Here is an 18,571-nt window from a genome sequence, read left to right as displayed (position 1 = left end):
GGTGAACGGGGAGAATCGCCGATGACGGTTTCAAGACGTGATGCAATGCGGATGGCGGCCGGTGTTGCGGGTGTTGCGGCAGCGCCCTCTATGGCGGGCGCGGCGCTGCCCACGGGGATGATTGCGCCGGATGACGAAGCCGGCTGGGCGCGCATCGCGGCGCTCTATCCGAAAATGGGCCCGGTGACGCAGCTGGAGCATGGCTATTGGGGCAATATGGCCGCGCCCGTGGCCGACGTGCACCGCGCCAATCTCGAGCGGCTGAACCGTGACACCAGCATCTATGCGCGCCGGGCGATGCGCAAGGATCAGGATGTGGTGCGCGCCCGCGCGGCCCAGGCGATGGGCGTGCAGCCCGGCGAGATCGAATTTTGTCGCAACGCCGCCGAAGGCTTGCAGGCGTTGATCAGCCAGTTTCAGGGCCCCGGTGAAGGATTGGGCGATGGCGATGCGATCCTGTGGTCCGACAGCGATTATGATACCAGCCACAATGCCATGCGCGCCCTGGCCCGCAGCCGGCGGGCGCAGGCCATCACTGTTGCCCTGCCGCGCGCCCCGACGCGGGACAATGTGATCGCCGCCTATGCCGAAGCCATCCGGAACACGCCGCGACTGAAGTTCGTATTGCTCACCCACGGCACCCACAAGAGCGGGATGGTGGTGCCCGTGGCCGAGATTGCCGCGATCGCCAAGGCGGCGGGCGCCATGGTGCTGGTGGATTGTGCGCAGAGCTTTCGGCAGCGGCCGTTCCTGATCCCGGATTTCGGGGCCGATTTCGTGGTGCTGAATTTCCACAAGTGGGTGGGGGCGCCGGTGGGCGTGGCGGGTTTCTGGATCCGGCCCGGGGCCGCGCCGATGATCGCTGCGGCCCCGGCCGAACCGGACGCGAAGCCCGATGATGTCCAGGCCAAGGTGCACCAGGGCACGCTGGACTATGCGCCGCAGCTCACCCTGCCGGCGGCGCTGGATTTCCAGGAACAGGTGCTGCCGGTGCCGATGAAGCTGGCGCGGCTGCAATATCTGCGCAACCGCTGGGTCAGCCCGCTGCGCGGGCTGACGGGGCTGGAAATCATGCTGGGCGATGATCCGCGCACCTTCGGCGCGATCACCAGCTTCCGCATTGCCGGCCACACCAGCATCGCCGACAACATCGCAATCACCGATACATTGTTCAACCGTTACAACATCATGACCGTGCACCGCGCCGGGCTGACGGCCGGGGCGTGCGTGCGGGTGACACCGGCACTGTTCACCACGCCGGCGGAATGCGATCGGCTGGTGGCGGCATTGAAGGAACTGGTGCCGCAAATTGCGCGGGGGTGAGGCTATCCGTGTTCCCAGCCCAACCGATCCGGCAGCGGCACCGGTTGGCCGGCGAACTTTAGTGTAACACCTGAGCCGGCGACAACCGTGCCGATACGAGTCACCGGCGTTTTCGTAGGCGCTGCCCGCGCCGCCACATCCACATCCGGCGGCGCCGTGAACAACAGTTCGTAATCGTCACCGGCCGTCACCTGCGCCATGATCTCGGCCAACCCGGCCGCCGGCGCCGCCAGCGGCACATCATCGAGCGCAATCGCCAGCCCAACGCCACTCGCCGCCGCCAGCCGCTGCGCATCGATCAACAGGCCGTCGGACACGTCCATGCCGGCGCTGGCCACGCCGCCAAGCGCAGCGCCCAGCGCCAGGCGCGGGGTGGGGCGGCGATAGCGGTTCAGCAGCAGCTTGTCGGGCGGGCGGCGCCCCTGCGCCACCGCCAGCCCCAGCCCACCGCCACCGATGCGGCCCGAAACCCACAACGCATCACCCGGCAGCGCGCCCATGCGGCCCAGCGCCTTGCCGGGCTCCACCCAGCCCACCGCCGTCAGGCCAAGCACCGCCTGCGCCAGGCCCGACACCGTGTCGCCGCCCCACAGCGCCACGCCGAAATGTTCGAGCGCCCGGCCCAGCCCGGCGGTGAACGCCTCTCGCCAGCCATCGTCTTCGCCGGCCGAAAGGCCCAGCCCGAGCAGCACACCAGCCGGTGTCGCCGCCATGGCGGCCAGATCGGACAGGTTCACCGCCAGCAATTTCCAGGCAATGTCGCCGGGCGGATCATCGGGCAGATAATGGATGCCGGCGGCCAGCACATCGTGCGTGAACACCAGTTGCCGGCCGATCGGCGGCATCCACACTGCGGCATCATCGTTCAGGCCGCGCGCCGCGGCAGAGGTGGCCAGCGGAGCGAGGCAGCGGGCGATGAAATCCCGCTCCGCCATGGCTCAGGCGCGCACCTGCCGCGCTACGCTGTCGAGCAGGCCATTGGCAAAGCGCGCCTGTTTCTCATCGTGAAAGGCATGGCACACATCGACATATTCATTGATCACCGTTGCCGCCGACACATCGGCACGCGCCACCAGTTCATATACCGCCGCGCGCAGGAGCGCCCGCATCGGGCGGTCCAGCCGATCGAGCGCCCAGCCTTGCGCCAGTGCGCCGCTGATCAGGCCATCCAGTTCCGGCTGCCGGGCGGCCACGCCGGCGACGACATCATCGAAAAACGCCTGATCGGCTTCGAGATACTCGGCGCCTTCGATTTCCTGGCCCAGCCGGTGGCTGTGGAACTCCATCAGCAACTTGGGCACCGGATCGCCGCCCATCTCGTGTTGATACAGCGCCTGCACGGCGGCGAGGCGCGAGGCGGAACGGGCACGATAGTCGGGGAGGGGGCTGGTCATCGGTGGCGGGGCTTACGCCAATAGAGGGGCCGCGGGCAAGCGGGGCCTTTTCCCGCGATCATCCACAGGGATGCCCACCGGGAAATTCCCACGCTGTGGCGATCCCGGTTGCCGCCCGGCCGGCCATGCGCGACAAGTGGGGGATGGTCTCCCTCCCCCCTCTGCTGCCCCCCACTGGCCCCAATTTGCGCCTGGTCGATCCAAACCAGCCAATGGCCGGCCTGCCGCAGAATCTCGAAGCCGAAGCCGCGCTGCTCGGCGCGCTGATGATCGACAACCGGCTGGTCGAGGATGTCGTCACCCGCCTGAAACCCGATCATTTCGCCGATGCCCTGCACGGCCGCATCTATGCCGCGGTGCTGTCGCTATCGGCCAAGGGCATGTCGGCCAACCCGGTCACCATGAAGCCGTTGTTCGATGCCGATCCGGCGATCATCGAGCTGGGCGGCCCTGGTTATCTGGCGATGCTGACGCAAAATGGTGCGGCGCTACTGGCGGCGCGCGATTTTGCGACGCAAATCTATGATCTGGCGCTGCTGCGGGAGCTGATTCGCGTCGGGCGCGACATGGTCAGCGCCGCCGGCGACACCAGCACCGGCGTCGCGCCGATTGACCAGATCGAAACCGCCGAAATGGCGCTCTACAAGGTGGCCGAGGCCGGCGAAGTCCAGGGCGCGGTGAAAAGCTTCCGCGAAGCCGCGATGGAAGCGGTAAAGATGGCCGACCGCGCCAAGCGATCGGGCGGGCATCTGTCGGGCTACACCACCGGCCTGACCGGCCTCAATGAAAAGATGGGCGGCTTGCACAAATCCGATCTGATCATCTTGGCCGGCCGCCCGGCGATGGGCAAGACCAGCCTTGCCACCAACATCGCCTTTGCCTGTGCGCAGCGCTTTGCCGAGGATGTGGCGCGCGGCGTGGAGCCGGAAAAGAGCAGCGGCGCGCCGGTGGCGTTTTTCAGCCTGGAAATGTCGTCGGACCAGTTGGCGACGCGCATCCTGGCCGAACAATCGGAACTGAGCAGCGAAGCGCTGCGCATGGGCCGTATCAAGGATGAGGAGTTCACCCGGCTGGCGCGCGCCTCCACCGCGCTGTCGTCGCTGCCGCTGTGGATCGACGACACGCCGGGCCTGACCATCGCGGCGCTGCGCACCCGTGCCCGCCGGCTGAAGCGCCAGCATGGCATTGGACTGATCGTCGTCGATTATCTGCAACTGCTCACCGGATCGCGCAGCGGGGGCAGCGACAACCGCGTGCAGGAAATTTCGGAAATCACCCGCGGCCTGAAGACGCTGGCCAAGGAACTGGCGGTGCCGGTGCTGGCCCTGTCGCAATTGTCGCGTGCGGTGGAAAACCGCGAGGACAAGCGGCCGCAGCTTTCCGATCTGCGCGAATCCGGCACCATCGAGCAGGACAGCGACATCGTGATGTTCGTTTATCGCGAGGAATATTATCACAGCTTGAAACAGCCCGACCCCGAAGACGGTGAAAAACATGCCAAGTGGCGGGAAAAGGCCGAGAAAGTTTTTGGCCTGGCCGAAGTGATCGTCGCCAAGCAGCGCCACGGGGCCACCGGCACCGTGCCGCTGACCTTCATCAAGCAGTTCACCAAGTTCGCCGACCGCGCCGACAGCGATTATGGCCCGCAGCCGTGGTGAGGTTGGCGGCGTCGCGCCGCATCGCGGCGGGCCCGAAAACCCCGTCATTTCGCCACTGGCGGCAGCCAGATGGTGGGCGCAATCGGGGGTGATTGCAACAGATCGCAGGGTCCGCCAACCGGCGGGACAAGGGGAACCAAGGCATTGACCAACTGGGCACAAATGGGGCCGACGCGGCGAGAAGTGCTGCGGGCCATCGGCATGATGGCGGGCACGGCGGTGCTGTATCAGGCCATGGAAGCGCTGGGCCACGCCAAGGAAACCCAGTTTGCCGGGCCGCCCAACCTCTCCGGTGCGCGGCCGGGGGCGAGGGTGTTGGTGCTTGGCGCTGGCCTTGCCGGTATGCTCGCCGCCTATGAACTGGCCAAGGCCGGCTATGAGGTGCAGATCCTCGAATACAACAATCGCCCCGGCGGCCGGAACTGGTCGCTCTATGGCGGTGATACCTATACTGAACTGGGCGGCGCCACGCAAAAGGTCGGCTTTTCCGAGGGCAATTACCTCAACCCCGGCCCGTGGCGCATCCCCTATCACCACCGCGCTTTGCTGCATTATTGCAAGCAGTTCGGCGTGGCGCTGGAACCGTTCATCCAGATGAACCACCAGGCGCTGGTGCATTCGGCCAAGGCCTTCGACGGCAAGCCGATGCGGTATCGCGAGCTGGCCGGCGATTGGGACGGCAATGTCGCCGAACTGCTGGCCAAGGCGATCGACAATCGCGGGCTGGACAGCGTGATGACTCGCGAAGACGGCGACCGGCTGCGCATGGCGCTGCGCGAATGGGGCGCGCTCGATCAGGATTTCAAATATTCCAAGAGTGCGCGCTCGTCGCGGCGGCGCATGTGGGATCGGCCGCAGGGCGGCGGTGTGCTGGGTGAACCGATCCCGTCGGAGCCCTATGCCTTCAAGGACATCATGGATTCCGGCATCTGGCGCGTTGTGGCCCAGCATATGAGCATCGATCACCAGCATTCGATGTTCCAGCCGGTTGGCGGCATGGGCATGATCGGCAAGGCCTTTGGCCGCCAGGTGGAAGGCAAGGTCCGCTACAACAGCAAGGTGACCAGCATCAGCCAGCAGGGCGGCAAGGTGACGGTGGGCTATGTCGATACCGGCACCGGTGTGGCCAGCACCGCGACGGCGGATTATTGCGTGTGCACGATTCCGTTGGGGGTGTTGGCGCAGATCGATGTCGATTGCTCGCCGGGGCTCGATGCCGCGATCCGGGCAGTGCCGTACAGCAATTCGGTGAAGGTCGGCCTCGAATTCAAGCGGCGCTTCTGGGAAGAGGATGAAGCCATTTATGGTGGCATCAGCTTCACCGATCGCGAAATCGCCATGATTTCTTATCCTTCGGGCCGCATGCACAGCAATGGCCCGGCGGTGGTGCTGGGCGCCTATACGTTTGGCCCGGCCAGCTACAAGTTCGCCGGCATGACGCCGGAAGAACGCATCGCGCGCGCGCTCGATCAGGGCAGCGTGTTCCACCCCGGCCGTTACAAGGAAGAGTTCGTGACCGGCGCGTCGGTGGCGTGGAGCCGTTCGCCGTTCACCCTGGGCTGCTGCGCGCAGTGGAACGAGGACACCCGCAAGGAACATTATCAGACGCTGGTGGCGGTCGATAACCGGCTGGTGCTAGCCGGTGAACACGCCAGCTATGTCGGTTGCTGGATGGAAGGTGCGATCCTGTCCTCGCTGGACGCGGTGACCCGCCTGCACAAGCGCGCGTTGGAGGCATGATGATGCGAGTTTTCTTGTTGGCGGCCGCCCTGATCGCCCCGTTGCTTGCCGCACCGGCACTTGCCCAGAAACCGGCCACGCCTGCGGCGCCGCATCCGGGTGCAGAGGTCTATCAGAACATCTGTCAGGCCTGCCACATGGCCAATGCGCTCGGCGGCGTTGGCGCCGGCCGCATCCCGGCGTTGGCCAAAAATCCCAATCTGGAATCTGCTGGCTATCCGATCATGGTCGTCACTGGCGGCAAGGGCGCCATGCCCTGGTTCCGCGGCGGCCTGACCGACCAGCAAATTTCCGATGTAATCAACTATGTCCGCAGCAATTACGGAAACAAATACAAGGACAAGGTGACACCGGCCATGGTGGCGGAGCTGGGCGTGCCGGCCCCCAAGGGCGGCAATCGCGGCGAGTAAGCCCCGCTCCCCTCCCGCAAGCGGGAGGGGAGCCGCTCTGCTCACTTCGCGAAATAGTAAGCGTAGGCCGGCAGCGTCAGGAACGGCTCCAGCCTGTCGGCCAGCACCAGTGTGCGGAACAGGTCGGCGGCTTCGCGATATTTGCCGGCTTCGAAGAAATTGTCGCCCACCTGCGCCCGCCATGCAGCCAATTGTTCGTCGGTGACGCGGCCGATCAGCGCCGCATCCACCGCTTCGCCCGAATCCAGCGCGGCCCCGTGCGTGCGCCATTGCCATAATTGCGTGCGGCTGATTTCGGCGGTGGCGGCATCCTCCATCAGATTGTGCAGCGGCACCGCGCCCTGGCCGCGCAGCCAGGCCGCGACATAGCCGATGCCGACATTGATGTTGTTGGTGAGGCCCGCCAGCGTGCGCGCGCCGGCCGGCGGCGTCACCAGATCGGCCAGCGTCGCTTCGCCGGCCGGAATCACGTCCAGCTGATTGGGGCCGGGCATCAACCGATCGAACACCTCGCGCGCCACGCCGACCAGGCCGGGGTGGGCCACCCAGGTGCCGTCATGGCCCAGCTTCGCTTCGCGTTCCTTGTCGGCCCGCACGGCGGCAAACGCCTTGTCGTTGGCTGCGGCGTCGTCCTTCACCGGGATGAAGGCGCTCATGCCGCCCATGGCATGGGCGCCGCGGCGGTGGCACACCCGCACCACATGGGCGGCATAGGCGGCCATGAACGGCACCGCCATGGAGACTGCGGCGCGATCGGGCAGCATCTTGCTGGCATCAGCCTGGAAGGTCTTGATATAGCTGAAGATATAATCCCAGCGGCCGCAATTGAGCGCGGTGATGTGATCGCGCAGCTCATAGAGGATTTCTTCGGCCATGAACGCGCCGGGCAGGGTCTCGATCAGCACGGTGGCGCGGATCGTGCCCAGCGGCAGATTCAGCATCGACTGGGCGGAAATGAAGACATTGTTCCACAGCCGCGCTTCCAGGCTGTGCTCCAGCTTGGGCAGGTAGAAATAGGGGCCGCTGCCCTTGGCGAGCAATGCCTTGGCATTGTGGAAGAAATACAGGCCGAAATCGAAGATCGCACCGGCGACGCGCTCGCCATCGACGATCATGTGCGCTTCATCGAGGTGCCAGCCGCGCGGACGGCAGATCAGCACGGCGGTCTTGTCGTTCAACGTGTAGCTCTTGCCCTTGTCCTCCAAGCTGATCGTGCCGGCGGCGGCATCGCGAAGGTTGACCTGGCCCTGCACCATCACATCCCAGGTCGGCGCCGAGGCGTCTTCCAGACAGGCCATGAAGCACTGCGCGCCGCTGTTGAGGGCGTTGATCACCATCTTGCGGTCGCACGGCCCGGTGATTTCCACGCGGCGATCGGCCAGATCGGCCGGTGCAGGGCGCACCTGCCAGCTGCGATCGTCGCGGATCGCCGAATATTCCGGCGCAAAGCCGATGAAGCCTTCCTGATTGATCCAGGCCTGCCGCTGGTCGCGGGCGCGCAGCAGCGCCAGCCGCGTGGGATTGTACATGCGGTGCAGCTGCGCGACGAACGCCAGCGCTTCGGGCGTGAGGATGGTCTCGTAACCGGGCTGCATCGCGCCTGTGACTTCAACGCCTTGAAGTGCAGGGTTGGGCAGGGCGGGGTTGCTGGTCATGTCTTGCCTTTCAATCATCGGTGAAACGAAATGGGGTCAGGCCGCGTTGGCGTTCATCAAACGCCAGGTGGGCGCCGGCGGGTGGCTGGCCGCGCTGGCGGCAGGCGGCGCGGTGGCAGGCGGCACAGCCCGGCCCGATCGGGGCGGCCTGGCCATTCAGCTCGATGCCGCTGCTCCACACCAGCGCGCCGGCATGGGCGATGTCGCAGCCGATGCCGATGGCAAAGCTCGGCCGGGCACCACCCCAGGGCATGGCGGCGGGGCGCACGGTGCGGGCGAGGGTCAGGAAGCGCTTGCCATCTTCCAGTTCGACAAGCTGCCGGCGGATTTCGCCCGGGCGATCAAAGGCGTGATAGACGTGCCACAGTGCGCAGCCACCGGTGACCGGCAAAGGCGACGGGCCGGGGGCGAAGCGCTTGGAAATGGTGCCGGCGCGATCGAGCCGCAGGAAGAAGAAGGGCACGCCGCGCGCGCCGGGGCGGTGCAGCGTGGTCAGGCGGTGCGCCACTTGCTCGAGCCCGCGGCCGAAGCGCGCCTGCAGCAATTCGACATCATAGCCGGTGGCTTCGCAGGCGCTGAGGAAGCGGCCATAGGGCATCAGCGTGGCGGCAGCGGCATATTTGCCCAGCGCCACGGTGCAGGCGCGCTGTTCCAGCAGATCGCTGATGCCGGCCGCTGCGATGGTATCGGCAATCTGCGCTTTCAGCTCGATAAGCACCAGTTGCACGGCGGCGGCAAAACCCCGGCTGGCCGCGTCGAGCGATTCGGACAGGATCAACTGCCGGGCGTGCAGATCGAGCCGGCGTAACTGGTTGGGCAGCACCTCCATCGGCAGCGCACGCACGGTGATGGCGTGCCGGCTGCGCAGGCGATCGACCACGGCCGCGTTGAGATCGGGGCCAGACAGGCGCAGCTCGTCCGCCAGCCGTTCACAGGCTTCGTCCAGTGCCGGGAAATAATTGCCGGCGGCATCGATCATCGCCGCCACGGCCGCCAGCGGGCCGGGCGGCGGCGGGGTCGGGGCTACGGGCGGGGTCGCCGCCGCCAGCCGCAGCAGCGCATGGGCAATCGCCGGCGCCCGCACCGCCAGATCCTTCAATTCGGCGCGCGGCACATCGATGCCGATCAGCCGCGGATCGGTGAAGAGTTTTGACAAATCCTCGACCAGCTCGCCGCCATCATCACCGGTCAGGCTGCGCACATCCAGATCATAATGTTCCGCCAGCTTGACCAGGAAGCTGGCGGACAGCGGCCGCTGGTCGCGCTCGATCAGGTTGAGATAGCTGACCGACACGCCGAGATCATGCGCCATCCGCGTCTGGGTGAGGCCACGTTGGGTGCGCAGGCGCCGCACGCGCGCGCCGGCGAAGATCTTGCGCCCACCACCGACTGCGCCCCCGATGGCATCTTTCAGTGCAGGCGAGGCGGCGAGTTCTGTCAAAATATTTACATCTTTACAGCTTAAGCCAGCGAAAGCGGGACATTTACACACGATTCCTTGACAGAATCTGTTGACCGGGCCGTAGCCGAAGCGCAACGCCATGACAAGCGATACCGCAGTGCACAACAGGAGCCCCCCATGACCTATCAGGACGAAATCCGGCACGCCACCGCCGCCATTCAGGGCAAGCCCGGCTGGCAGGCGATCAGCGCCGAATCCGTGGCGCGCATGCGCGTGCAGAACCGCTTTCAATCCGGCCTTGATATCGCGCGCTACACCGCCGCGATCATGCGCCGTGACATGGCCGCCTATGATGCCGATCCCGGCCAATACACCCAGTCGCTGGGCTGCTGGCACGGCTTCATCGGCCAGCAGAAGCTGATCTCGATCAAGAAGCACTTCGGCACCACCGACAAACGCTATCTGTATCTGTCGGGCTGGATGGTCGCGGCGCTGCGCAGCGAATTCGGGCCGCTGCCCGACCAGTCGATGCACGAAAAGACCAGCGTGTCGGCGCTGATCGAGGAACTTTACACCTTCCTGCGCCAGGCCGATGCCCGCGAACTGGGCGGGCTGTTCCGCGATCTCGACGCCGCCCGTGCCGCCGGTGACGCGGTGAAGGCCAAGTCGATCGAGCATCAGATCGACGCGTTCCAGACGCATGTCGTGCCGATCGTTGCCGATATCGATGCCGGCTTCGGCAATGCCGAGGCCACCTATCTGCTCGCCAAGAAGATGATCGAAGCCGGCGCCTGCGCGCTGCAGATCGAAAACCAGGTGAGCGATGAAAAGCAGTGCGGCCACCAGGACGGCAAGGTGACGGTGCCGCACGAGGACTTCCTCGCGAAGATCCGCGCCATCCGCTACGCCTTCCTCGAACTGGGCGTGGAAGACGGCATCATCGTCGCGCGCACCGATTCCCTGGGCGCTGGCCTCACCAAGCAGATCGCCTACAGCCGCACGCCCGGCGACATTGGTGATCAATACAATAGCTTCCTCGATTGCGAGGAAATCGATGTGACCCAGGTTGGCAACGGCGACGTGGTGATCAGCCGCGACGGCAAGTTGCTGCGGCCCAAACGGCTGCCATCGAACCTGTTCCAGTTCCGCGCCGGTTCCGGGGAGGATCGCTGTGTGCTCGATTGCATCAACAGCCTGCAGAACGGTGCGGACCTGTTGTGGATCGAAACCGAAAAGCCGCACATCGGCCAGATCGCCGGTATGGTGAACCGCATCCGCGACGTGATCCCGAATGCCAAGCTGGTCTATAACAACAGCCCCAGCTTCAACTGGACGCTGAATTTCCGCCAGCAGGTCTATGATGCCATGGTCGCTGCCGGCCAGGACGTGTCAGCCTATGACCGCGCCCGGTTGATGAGCGTTGATTATGACGCCACCGAACTGGCGCAGGAAGCTGACGAGCGCATCCGCACCTTCCAGCGCGATGCGGCGGCTCAGGCCGGCATCTTCCACCACCTCATCACCCTGCCGACCTATCACACGGCCGCTTTGAGCACCGACAATCTGGCCCGCGAATATTTCGGCGACCAGGGCATGCTGGGCTATGTGAAGAACGTGCAGCGTGCCGAAATTCGCCAGGGGATTGCCTGTGTGAAGCACCAGAACATGTCCGGTTCGGACATTGGTGATGATCACAAGGAATATTTTGCGGGTGAAGCGGCGCTGAAGGCTGGCGGCGCGCACAACACGATGAATCAGTTTGCTGCGTAGCGCGGCGCGCAAATAGCGCAGCTATTTGCCGACTCGCGCAAGCACGGCCAGCGAGCGAAAAGGGCGGCCCTTCAAGCCGCCCTTTTTGACTCGTCTGACCCCGGATCAAGTCCGGGGCGGGCATTGCGGCTTTGCCGCGCTCTTTCTTCCACTTCCTGGAGCACCCCAGCGGACTCGACGGCTCCGCCAAGCCTGCCCCGGCGTAGGCCGGGGGCCGCGTGAACCAGCACCAGCCCCCTTGTCTCGACCACCCTTCGACAAGCTCAGGGTGAGCGAAACCCACAATTGGCTGAACATGAGATCGTCGCTGCCGTGGCGTTTGTAAGCCGGCCTCGCCTTTCAACGCGCTTGCGTGCCGCCGCGCCCCGCGCCAGCATGATCAAAACCAGCGGGGAGAACAGAGATGACCGAATTCCATCCACACGACATCATCGCCGAGGGCCTGGGCTTTCCGGAGGGGCCGGTGGCGATGGCCGATGGATCGGTGCTGGTCGTCGAAATCCGCCCCGGCCGCATTACCCGCATCACCCCCGATGGCCGCAAGGAGACTGTGGCAACCCCCGGCGGCGGCCCCAACGGCATGGCGATCGGGCCGGATGGCGCCCTGTATGTCTGCAACAATGGCGGGTTCACATGGTATGAGCAGGACGGCATCCTTCTGCCCGGCAATGCCGCTGCCGATTACAGCACGGGGCGCATCGAGCGCATCGATATCGCCACCGGCAAGGTGACACGCCTCTATGACAGCTGCGACGGGCACAAGCTGTCCGGCCCGAACGACATCGTATTCGATGTGCACGGCGGCTTCTACTTCACCGATCTCGGCAAACATTTCGATCATCACACCGATGCCGGCGGGCTGTTCTATGCGCTGCCCGATGGATCGAAGATCACCCGGCTGATCCATGGCCCCGATCTGAACGGGGTGGGGCTGAGCCCGGATGGCAAGACGGTTTACGCCGCCTCCACCAGCCGGCGCGTCGTGCTGGCATTCGATATCGTCGCGCCGGGCGAACTGGCGCCGGAACCGCTGCCGGCGGTGCCTGGCCGCTTCGTCACGACCTGGGCCAACAAGACCTATCTCGATTCGCTGGCGATCGAGGCCAATGGCAACATCGCGCAAGCAACGCTGATCGAAAGCGCCGGCATCACCAGCATCGATCCGGCCACGGGCGCGCAGGAATTTTTCCCGTTCCCTGATCTCTTGACCACCAACATCTGCTTCGGTGGCGAGGACATGATGGATGCCTGGGTCTGCCTCTCTACCACCGGCAAGCTTGCCAAATGCCGTTGGCCGCGGCCGGGCCTGAAGCTGAACTACAACGGATGATGATGCTCAAGGCCAACGGGCTGGACTTCGCCTGCGATGTCGCCGGTGAAGGCCCGGACGTGGCCCAAGACGTTGCATTGTGCCTGCACGGCTTTCCCGAATCGCGCTTTTCCTGGCGTTACCAGTTGCCGGTGCTGGCCGATGCCGGTTGGCGCGCGGTGGCGCCGGATCTGCGCGGCTATGGCGGATCGAGCCGGCCGGTTGGCAAGGCCGCCTACCACATCGATCATCTCGTCGATGATGTGGCCGCCATGTTCGATGCGCTGGGGGCGCGGCGCAAATTGCTGGTGGCGCATGATTGGGGCGCGGCGATTGCCTGGGTGGTGGCGATGCGGCGCGCCGTGCCATTGGACGGCCTGATCATCATGAACGTGCCGCACCCCACGGTGTTCGGCGAGTTGATCGCGCATTACTGGCCGCAGCGGCTGAAGAGCTGGTATGTCGCCTTCTTCCAAATCCCCTGGCTGCCGGAGTTTCTGCTGCGCCAGCGCCGGGCGGAAGGCATCGCCAACGCCTTCCTCAACATGGCGGTGGACAAGGCCATGTTCCCGCCTGAGGTGCTGGACGTCTATCGCCAGAACGCTCTCCTCCCCGGCGCGCTGACCGCGATGATCAATTACTACCGCGCCAATCTCGCTCTCTTGGGCGAAGTCGCTCCGCAAATCACCGTGCCGACACTGATGTTGTGGGGCGAGGAAGACAAGGCGCTCGATCTCAAGCTGACCGAGGGCTATGGCCGCCACGTGCGGGATTTCACGCTTCAGCGCTTCCCGAATGTCTCGCACTGGGTGCAGCAGGAAGCGCCGGACGCGGTGAACGCGGCGATGCTGGCCTGGCTGCGGGGGAAGCGGCTGGTGCCGGCTGAAATGCGATTGTGAAAGAGCCGCAGGTTGTTGGGATTCGGTCTTCAGTTTTGACACATTGGACGAATCCGGCGGGTTTTGGAGAATTTCGCCGGACCGGTGGCCGCATCCGCACAAAGCCCTGACAGTGCCATGATGACAGGCTTGGCCCGTGTAGGACAGGCCAAAGACCGCCTACTGGAACGTCGGCTTTGTGGTACGCGCGCAATTTGTGGCTGTGCAGTGCCAGCCCGTGGCCGTCAGACCGCCACAGCGCGCCGTCGCCGCATCGCCGCGCCGGTCAGGCCGAAGCCGGCGATCAACATGGCCCAGCTGGCCGGTTCGGGCACGCCGCCTGGCGGGTCATAATTCACGATGAACGGCGTCTGTGTCAGCGTGACTGTTCCGGCCGAGGCAAATTCCAGGCCCGTCACGAACGCCGTCGGGTTGGTCGGATCAAGCTGCAACGCCGGATTGATGCCGCGCAACGAGAAGCCGGAAATGCCGTTGCTGTAACCGGCCAGCGTGGTGAAATCGATCCAGCTATCGCCCAACACCCCCGCAAACAGCAGCGCGCCACCGGGGCCGGATTCATACACGTCATACCCGTCGAGATCACCGAGCAAGGTCGGGAATGACGCCTTGGAGATCAAAGGGCTGCCATTCGTAACGGCATAATCATAGCCGGCAGCCACAGGCGGATCGAAATAGACTGGAACGTTGGGCGCAACAGCAACGTCCGTAAACTCAAAAGCGCCAGGTGCTCCTCCGGGCGGGTTGACGACGGTGGGTAGCAGCGGCGTGGACGGTGTCAGTCCGCTATTGTCAAATGTTACCGACGTGGCGACGCCATTGAACGTGAAATATTCAGGAATGGCACTGGCCATAACCGTCATCTCGATACTGAAGCGCAAAGGATCTCCGCGGTTATCTGAAACAAAAAACTGTTTTACCCCATTGTTTGAGGACACAGGATCAAGGGTCAATAGAGCGCTGTCCGCCATGAATGCGCTATTATAATCAATATTTGCCAGTCCCAGAAAACGTCCTGCAATTTCTATCCTTGGAATTAGCTCGTAGAAAAGAGCAGACTGGCCAGATTGCGCTTGCCAGTCAATCTTGAATGATTCCACAGCATTGTTGATATCAAACGAAGGGGCATCAATGCGAACGCGATCACTACGGTTCTGAACAACGAAATTCAGTCCTCCCAAAGAAGACGCGACGCGATTGAACTGATCATTGAACAAATTTCCGATTGCGAGGTCGCTTGATGGAAGCGTTGTGCCGCCAACGACAATCGTTGGAAACCCACTGGACGTGAAATCCGCTGTGAACGTCGTAAAGGGCGGCGCACCGGGCCGTGTCGGCACCAAGGTCGAAAAAGCACCACTCGACTCAACAGTCCCGACTCCTGAAAATCGCACCATCTGCGCGTGGGCCGAAACGGCCATCATCGCCAGACCCATGGCACAGCCGGCAGCCAGCGTTCTGTTCATGTCGGTCCCTCCCAGCCTGATTGCCCATCGGAAACGCGCCGACGAATCCACCGATACAGTGATTTTAACCATCAATTAGGAAAGGATGGCAAGGGAACAATTGGGCAGGCCCGTTGGCTTGGTTGGCAAGACGGTTCCCAGATGCAAGCGGGCCGGCTGGATCGATCAAAGGCCTGGAATTGCGGGATCACGGACGTTTTCGGCCCAAGCGAACAGGCGCGCGAGGAAGCTGCGCCTCACCGGAACGGCGTCTCGTCAAAGGCCTGCCATTTGCGATCAGGCACCCACTATGCGCCGCAGCCGCATGGCCGCGCCGGTCAGGCCGAAGCCGGCGATGAGCATGGCCCAGCTGGCCGGTTCGGGAATGCCGCCGACCGGCGCGACGTTGAACGAGATGCCGTCGAGGGCGAAGACATCGAGGCTCTGGTTGCGGGTGCGGGTGAACTCGACCTTCTGCACCGGCGCGTCGAACACCACGCCCCAATACATGATGCCGCCATTGGCGTTGACCGGCAGATCATAGACATTGGCGGGGTCAAGCGGCGACGCATTGTCGAAGACCAGGAAAAAGGCGCTGCCAGCGCTCAGGTCCAGCCCGGTGGTGTAGAAGCCGAAGCTGTAGGTTGGCACATCGAAGGTGAAGCTGGTGTTGTAGATCGGGATGCCCATCCACTTGCCCTGATCCGCCGGGCCTTCGGTGGTGCTGAACGGGTTGCTCGGACTGCCATTGGCGCTGTCGTTGCGGATGCCCTGCGCGGTGTTTTGCGCATCATAGGAACCCGCGCTCAGGTTCACCTGCAAGCCGCCGGCGATCGAATAGGATTGCAGATTGCCGAGCGGTTCATTGTCGAGATAATTGGTAAATACCGGGCCCTTGGCGGCGGCGGCGAGAAGGAACGCCGTCTGCGCGGTCGACGAATTGGGGGTGTTGCCACCCGGCACGGCGGCATCATCGACCCCGCTGAAAATCTGTGGTGCGGCGCTGGCGCTGCCCGCGATGGCGAGCAACATCCCCGCCAATATGGCGCGGCGGTATTGAATGATCATGCAGTCCCCCGTTTGCAGTCGAATGCTGTCGTCCAAGCGGCGATCAGCCTCAATGGCGCGCCGTCGCGCCCAAGGCGGCCCGGCGGCGGCGCATGGCGGTTCCGGTCAGGCCGAAGCCGGCGATCAGCAGCGCCCAACTGGCGGGCTCGGGAATGCCGCCGACTGGCGGGGGGGCAACGTTGAACGAAATGCCGTCGAGGCCGAAATGATCATAGCCGGCGTTGTTGATGCCGCGAAGGAACTGGACGTTGTGAACCGGCGTATCGAAGACGATGCCATAATACATGATGCCGCCGCTGACATTGATCGGCATGGCGTAAGGGTTGGTATAGGCGAATTGTGCCTGATCGAAATACAGATTGAACACATTGCTTTGGTATTTGTCGAGGCCGGTGACAAAAAAGCCGAAGCTATAGGTCGGCACGTCGAAGGTGAACCGGTTAGCCTGAATGGGAATCTGCATCCACTTGCCCTGATCACCGGGGCCTTCGGTGGTGCTGAACGGCAGCGAAGGATTGGCATTGAAGCTGGTGTTCTGGATGCCGCGTTCGGGAACGCCCGGGAACGGCACCTGCTGGGACCAGCCGAAGATATCGACCGTCAGACCGCCGGCGATATGATAGGATGCCTGATCGCCGAGCGGTTCATTGTCGAGATAGTTGGTGAACACCGGGCCCTTCAGGGCGGCAGCGGCCAGGAACGCCGCCTGGGCGAGCGAGGCATTGGTGGTGCTGCCACCCGGCACGGCGCCTTCATCGACCCCGCTGAAAATCTGCGGCGCGGCGCTGGCGCTGCCCGCCGCGCAGAGCATCATGCCCGCCAAAATGGCGCGGCTATAGTGTTCAATCATGTGGTGCCCCCCTGTTTACCCTCGCGTAGCATCGCTGGATACACCGCGCGATGTATCTGAAAAGATAGGGCCTCCATACGACCATAGGCCATCGCCAGCGTATCGGCCATTCGCCCCAGACGGCCTGCCGTGTGAGCGCAAAGCTCAGCGGAACGGCGGCTCGTCGAACGCGCGCAATTTGCGGCTGTGCAGCGCCGGGCCTTCATCGCGCAGGATCATCATCGCTTCGATGCCGATCTGCAGATGTTCGGAAATCGCGCCTTCATAGAATCGATTGGCCTGGCCGGGCAGCTTGATCTCGCCGTGCAACGGCTTGTCCGACACGCAGAGCAGCGTGCCGTAGGGCACGCGGAAGCGATAGCCCTGGGCGGCGATGGTGGCGGATTCCATGTCGATGGCCACAGCGCGGGACTGGTTGAAGCGCAGGCTGGAGCGGGAATAGCGCAGTTCCCAGTTGCGATCGTCGGTCGTCACCACCGTGCCAGTGCGCAGCCGCGGTTTCAGCGCATCGCCGACCAGGCCGGTGACCTTCTCGGTGGCGAGATGCAGCGCCTTCTGCACTTCGGACAGCGCCGGGATCGGAATCTCCGGCGGCAACACATCATCGAGCACATGATCATCGCGCAGATAGGCATGGGCCAGCACATAATCGCCGATGGCCTGGCTGGGGCGCAGGCCGCCGCAATGGCCGATCATCAACCAAGCTTCGGGGCGCAGCACGGCGAGGTGATCGCAGATCGTTTTGGCATTGGCCGGGCCAACGCCGATATTGACCAGCGTGATGCCGGTGCGGTTCGGGCCAATCAGGTGCCAGGCCGGCATCTGGTTCTTGCGCCAGGCGAAATCGGCGGCGGCACGCTCGGCATCGGGATCAGCGGCGGTGATGTCCAGCCCGCCGGGGCAGGCCAACCGGTCATAAGAACCACTCCCATTTGGCCCCAGCTGCCGGCAGGCCCAGCGCACGAATTCATCGACATAGCGGTGATAGTTGGTGAGCAGGATATAATGCTGGAAATCCTCCGGCGCGGTCCCGGTATAATGCTTCAGCCGGGCCAGCGAGAAATCGGTGCGCGGGCCATCAAACAGCGCCAGCGGGCGATGCTCGACGCGGAAATCCTCCCACAGGCCATCGGCCAGCTCGTCGCCGATCTGCGCCAGTTCGGTGGTGGGAAAATGCCGGGCGAGCTCGGCGGCTGCGACGCCGTCCAGCTTCAGATCGGCAGCGCCATCCAGCACATAGGGGTAGGGGATCTCCACCTCGGACCGGCCGACGGAGACGACCACATCATAATCGGCCATCAACAGGCCGATCTGCTCCTCCAAATAGGCGCGGTACATTGCCGGGCGGGTGATGGTGGTGGCGTAGGAGCCGGGGCGATTGAGCCGGGCAAAGGCGCGGATGGGGCGCGCGGCGCGGCGCACGCCGGAAAATTCCAGCCGCAGTTCGGGATAGGCCCAATCGCCGCGGACCCGTTGGCTGCCGTCGGGCGTCTCACTATCATCAATATAGGCGCGCAGTGCCGCGCGCAGGGCTGCGGTCGATTCCGCGTGGATCTGGACCAGCTGGTCAACGATTTCGGATGGGGAAAGGTTCATCGCGCGCCTGTTGCACCATCTGTCGCGGCGTTTCCAGCCCCGCGCCGCTTTTCAC

14 protein-coding genes and 1 pseudogene are annotated in these 18,571 nt (G+C 64.2%); 7 read left to right on the top strand and 8 right to left on the bottom strand.

Features of this window, described 5'->3' with window-relative positions:
* The first annotated feature begins 51 nt into the window (after window positions 1-51).
* Complete coding sequence (locus AC6UUM_RS00660) at window positions 52-1,323, top strand: aminotransferase class V-fold PLP-dependent enzyme (RefSeq protein ID WP_500803428.1); 1,272 nt, start codon at window positions 52-54, stop codon at window positions 1,321-1,323.
* Between the two features lie 2 nt (window positions 1,324-1,325).
* On the opposite strand, the gene thiL is transcribed toward AC6UUM_RS00660, so the two are convergent.
* Together thiL and nusB are read right to left on the bottom strand one after the other, a co-directional pair.
* The gene (thiL, locus tag AC6UUM_RS00655) at window positions 1,326-2,258 is read right to left on the bottom strand and encodes a thiamine-phosphate kinase (RefSeq protein WP_500803427.1); all 933 of its coding nucleotides are present in this window, start codon (window positions 2,256-2,258) and stop codon (window positions 1,326-1,328) included.
* A 3-nt stretch (window positions 2,259-2,261) separates the two neighbouring features.
* Window positions 2,262-2,717, bottom strand: coding sequence for a transcription antitermination factor NusB (nusB, locus tag AC6UUM_RS00650; protein ID WP_500803426.1), 456 nt, complete (start codon window positions 2,715-2,717; stop codon window positions 2,262-2,264).
* Between the two features lie 212 nt (window positions 2,718-2,929).
* Here nusB and AC6UUM_RS00645 point away from each other — a divergent pair, with 212 nt between their 5' ends.
* The 3 genes from AC6UUM_RS00645 to AC6UUM_RS00635 all read left to right on the top strand — a co-directional run bounded on the left by AC6UUM_RS00645 (window position 2,930) and on the right by AC6UUM_RS00635 (window position 6,525).
* Complete coding sequence (locus AC6UUM_RS00645) at window positions 2,930-4,375, top strand: replicative DNA helicase (protein ID WP_500804873.1); 1,446 nt, start codon at window positions 2,930-2,932, stop codon at window positions 4,373-4,375.
* A gap of 144 nt (window positions 4,376-4,519) precedes the next feature.
* A complete protein-coding gene (locus AC6UUM_RS00640; protein WP_500803425.1) occupies window positions 4,520-6,115 on the top strand; it encodes a flavin monoamine oxidase family protein in 1,596 nt (531 codons plus the stop codon).
* The gene (locus AC6UUM_RS00635) at window positions 6,112-6,525 is read left to right on the top strand and encodes a c-type cytochrome (protein ID WP_500803424.1); all 414 of its coding nucleotides are present in this window, start codon (window positions 6,112-6,114) and stop codon (window positions 6,523-6,525) included. Before AC6UUM_RS00640 ends, AC6UUM_RS00635 begins: the two co-directional genes overlap by 4 nt.
* A gap of 41 nt (window positions 6,526-6,566) precedes the next feature.
* On the opposite strand, the gene aceB is transcribed toward AC6UUM_RS00635, so the two are convergent.
* Together aceB and AC6UUM_RS00625 are read right to left on the bottom strand one after the other, a co-directional pair.
* Window positions 6,567-8,180 (bottom strand): malate synthase A, encoded by a 1,614-nt coding sequence (gene aceB, locus AC6UUM_RS00630; protein WP_500803423.1) that lies wholly within the window; start codon window positions 8,178-8,180, stop codon window positions 6,567-6,569.
* Between the two features lie 10 nt (window positions 8,181-8,190).
* Window positions 8,191-9,621 carry a helix-turn-helix domain-containing protein gene (locus tag AC6UUM_RS00625; protein WP_500803422.1) on the bottom strand — a complete coding sequence of 477 codons (1,431 nt, stop codon included), beginning with the start codon at window positions 9,619-9,621 and terminating at the stop codon, window positions 8,191-8,193.
* 138 nt (window positions 9,622-9,759) lie between these two features.
* Here AC6UUM_RS00625 and AC6UUM_RS00620 point away from each other — a divergent pair, with 138 nt between their 5' ends.
* The 3 genes from AC6UUM_RS00620 to AC6UUM_RS00610 all read left to right on the top strand — a co-directional run bounded on the left by AC6UUM_RS00620 (window position 9,760) and on the right by AC6UUM_RS00610 (window position 13,560).
* On the top strand, window positions 9,760-11,352 hold the full coding sequence (locus AC6UUM_RS00620; RefSeq protein ID WP_500803421.1) for an isocitrate lyase: 1,593 nt from the start codon (window positions 9,760-9,762) through the stop codon (window positions 11,350-11,352).
* A gap of 403 nt (window positions 11,353-11,755) precedes the next feature.
* Window positions 11,756-12,682 (top strand): SMP-30/gluconolactonase/LRE family protein, encoded by a 927-nt coding sequence (locus AC6UUM_RS00615; protein WP_500803420.1) that lies wholly within the window; start codon window positions 11,756-11,758, stop codon window positions 12,680-12,682.
* On the top strand, window positions 12,679-13,560 hold the full coding sequence (locus tag AC6UUM_RS00610) for an alpha/beta fold hydrolase (RefSeq protein ID WP_500803419.1): 882 nt from the start codon (window positions 12,679-12,681) through the stop codon (window positions 13,558-13,560). Before AC6UUM_RS00615 ends, AC6UUM_RS00610 begins: the two co-directional genes overlap by 4 nt.
* Before the next feature lie 224 nt (window positions 13,561-13,784).
* On the opposite strand, the pseudogene AC6UUM_RS00605 reads toward AC6UUM_RS00610, so the two are convergent.
* From AC6UUM_RS00605 to AC6UUM_RS00590, 4 genes and pseudogenes are all read right to left on the bottom strand, one after another.
* A pseudogene (locus AC6UUM_RS00605) lies at window positions 13,785-13,880 on the bottom strand (PEPxxWA-CTERM sorting domain-containing protein); the annotation flags it as partial.
* A 1,419-nt stretch (window positions 13,881-15,299) separates the two neighbouring features.
* Window positions 15,300-16,070 carry a PEPxxWA-CTERM sorting domain-containing protein gene (locus tag AC6UUM_RS00600; RefSeq protein WP_500803418.1) on the bottom strand — a complete coding sequence of 257 codons (771 nt, stop codon included), beginning with the start codon at window positions 16,068-16,070 and terminating at the stop codon, window positions 15,300-15,302.
* Window positions 16,071-16,119: 49 nt separating this feature from the next.
* The gene (locus tag AC6UUM_RS00595; protein WP_500803417.1) at window positions 16,120-16,920 is read right to left on the bottom strand and encodes a PEPxxWA-CTERM sorting domain-containing protein; all 801 of its coding nucleotides are present in this window, start codon (window positions 16,918-16,920) and stop codon (window positions 16,120-16,122) included.
* A 144-nt stretch (window positions 16,921-17,064) separates the two neighbouring features.
* Window positions 17,065-18,516, bottom strand: coding sequence for an AMP nucleosidase (locus tag AC6UUM_RS00590; protein WP_500803416.1), 1,452 nt, complete (start codon window positions 18,514-18,516; stop codon window positions 17,065-17,067).
* Window positions 18,517-18,571: the final 55 nt, after the last annotated feature.

The sequence above is a fragment of the Sandarakinorhabdus sp. genome (assembly GCF_987265915.1).
Note: the sequence above shows the minus strand (reverse complement) of the source record. Positions and strands in the feature narration are given on the sequence as shown.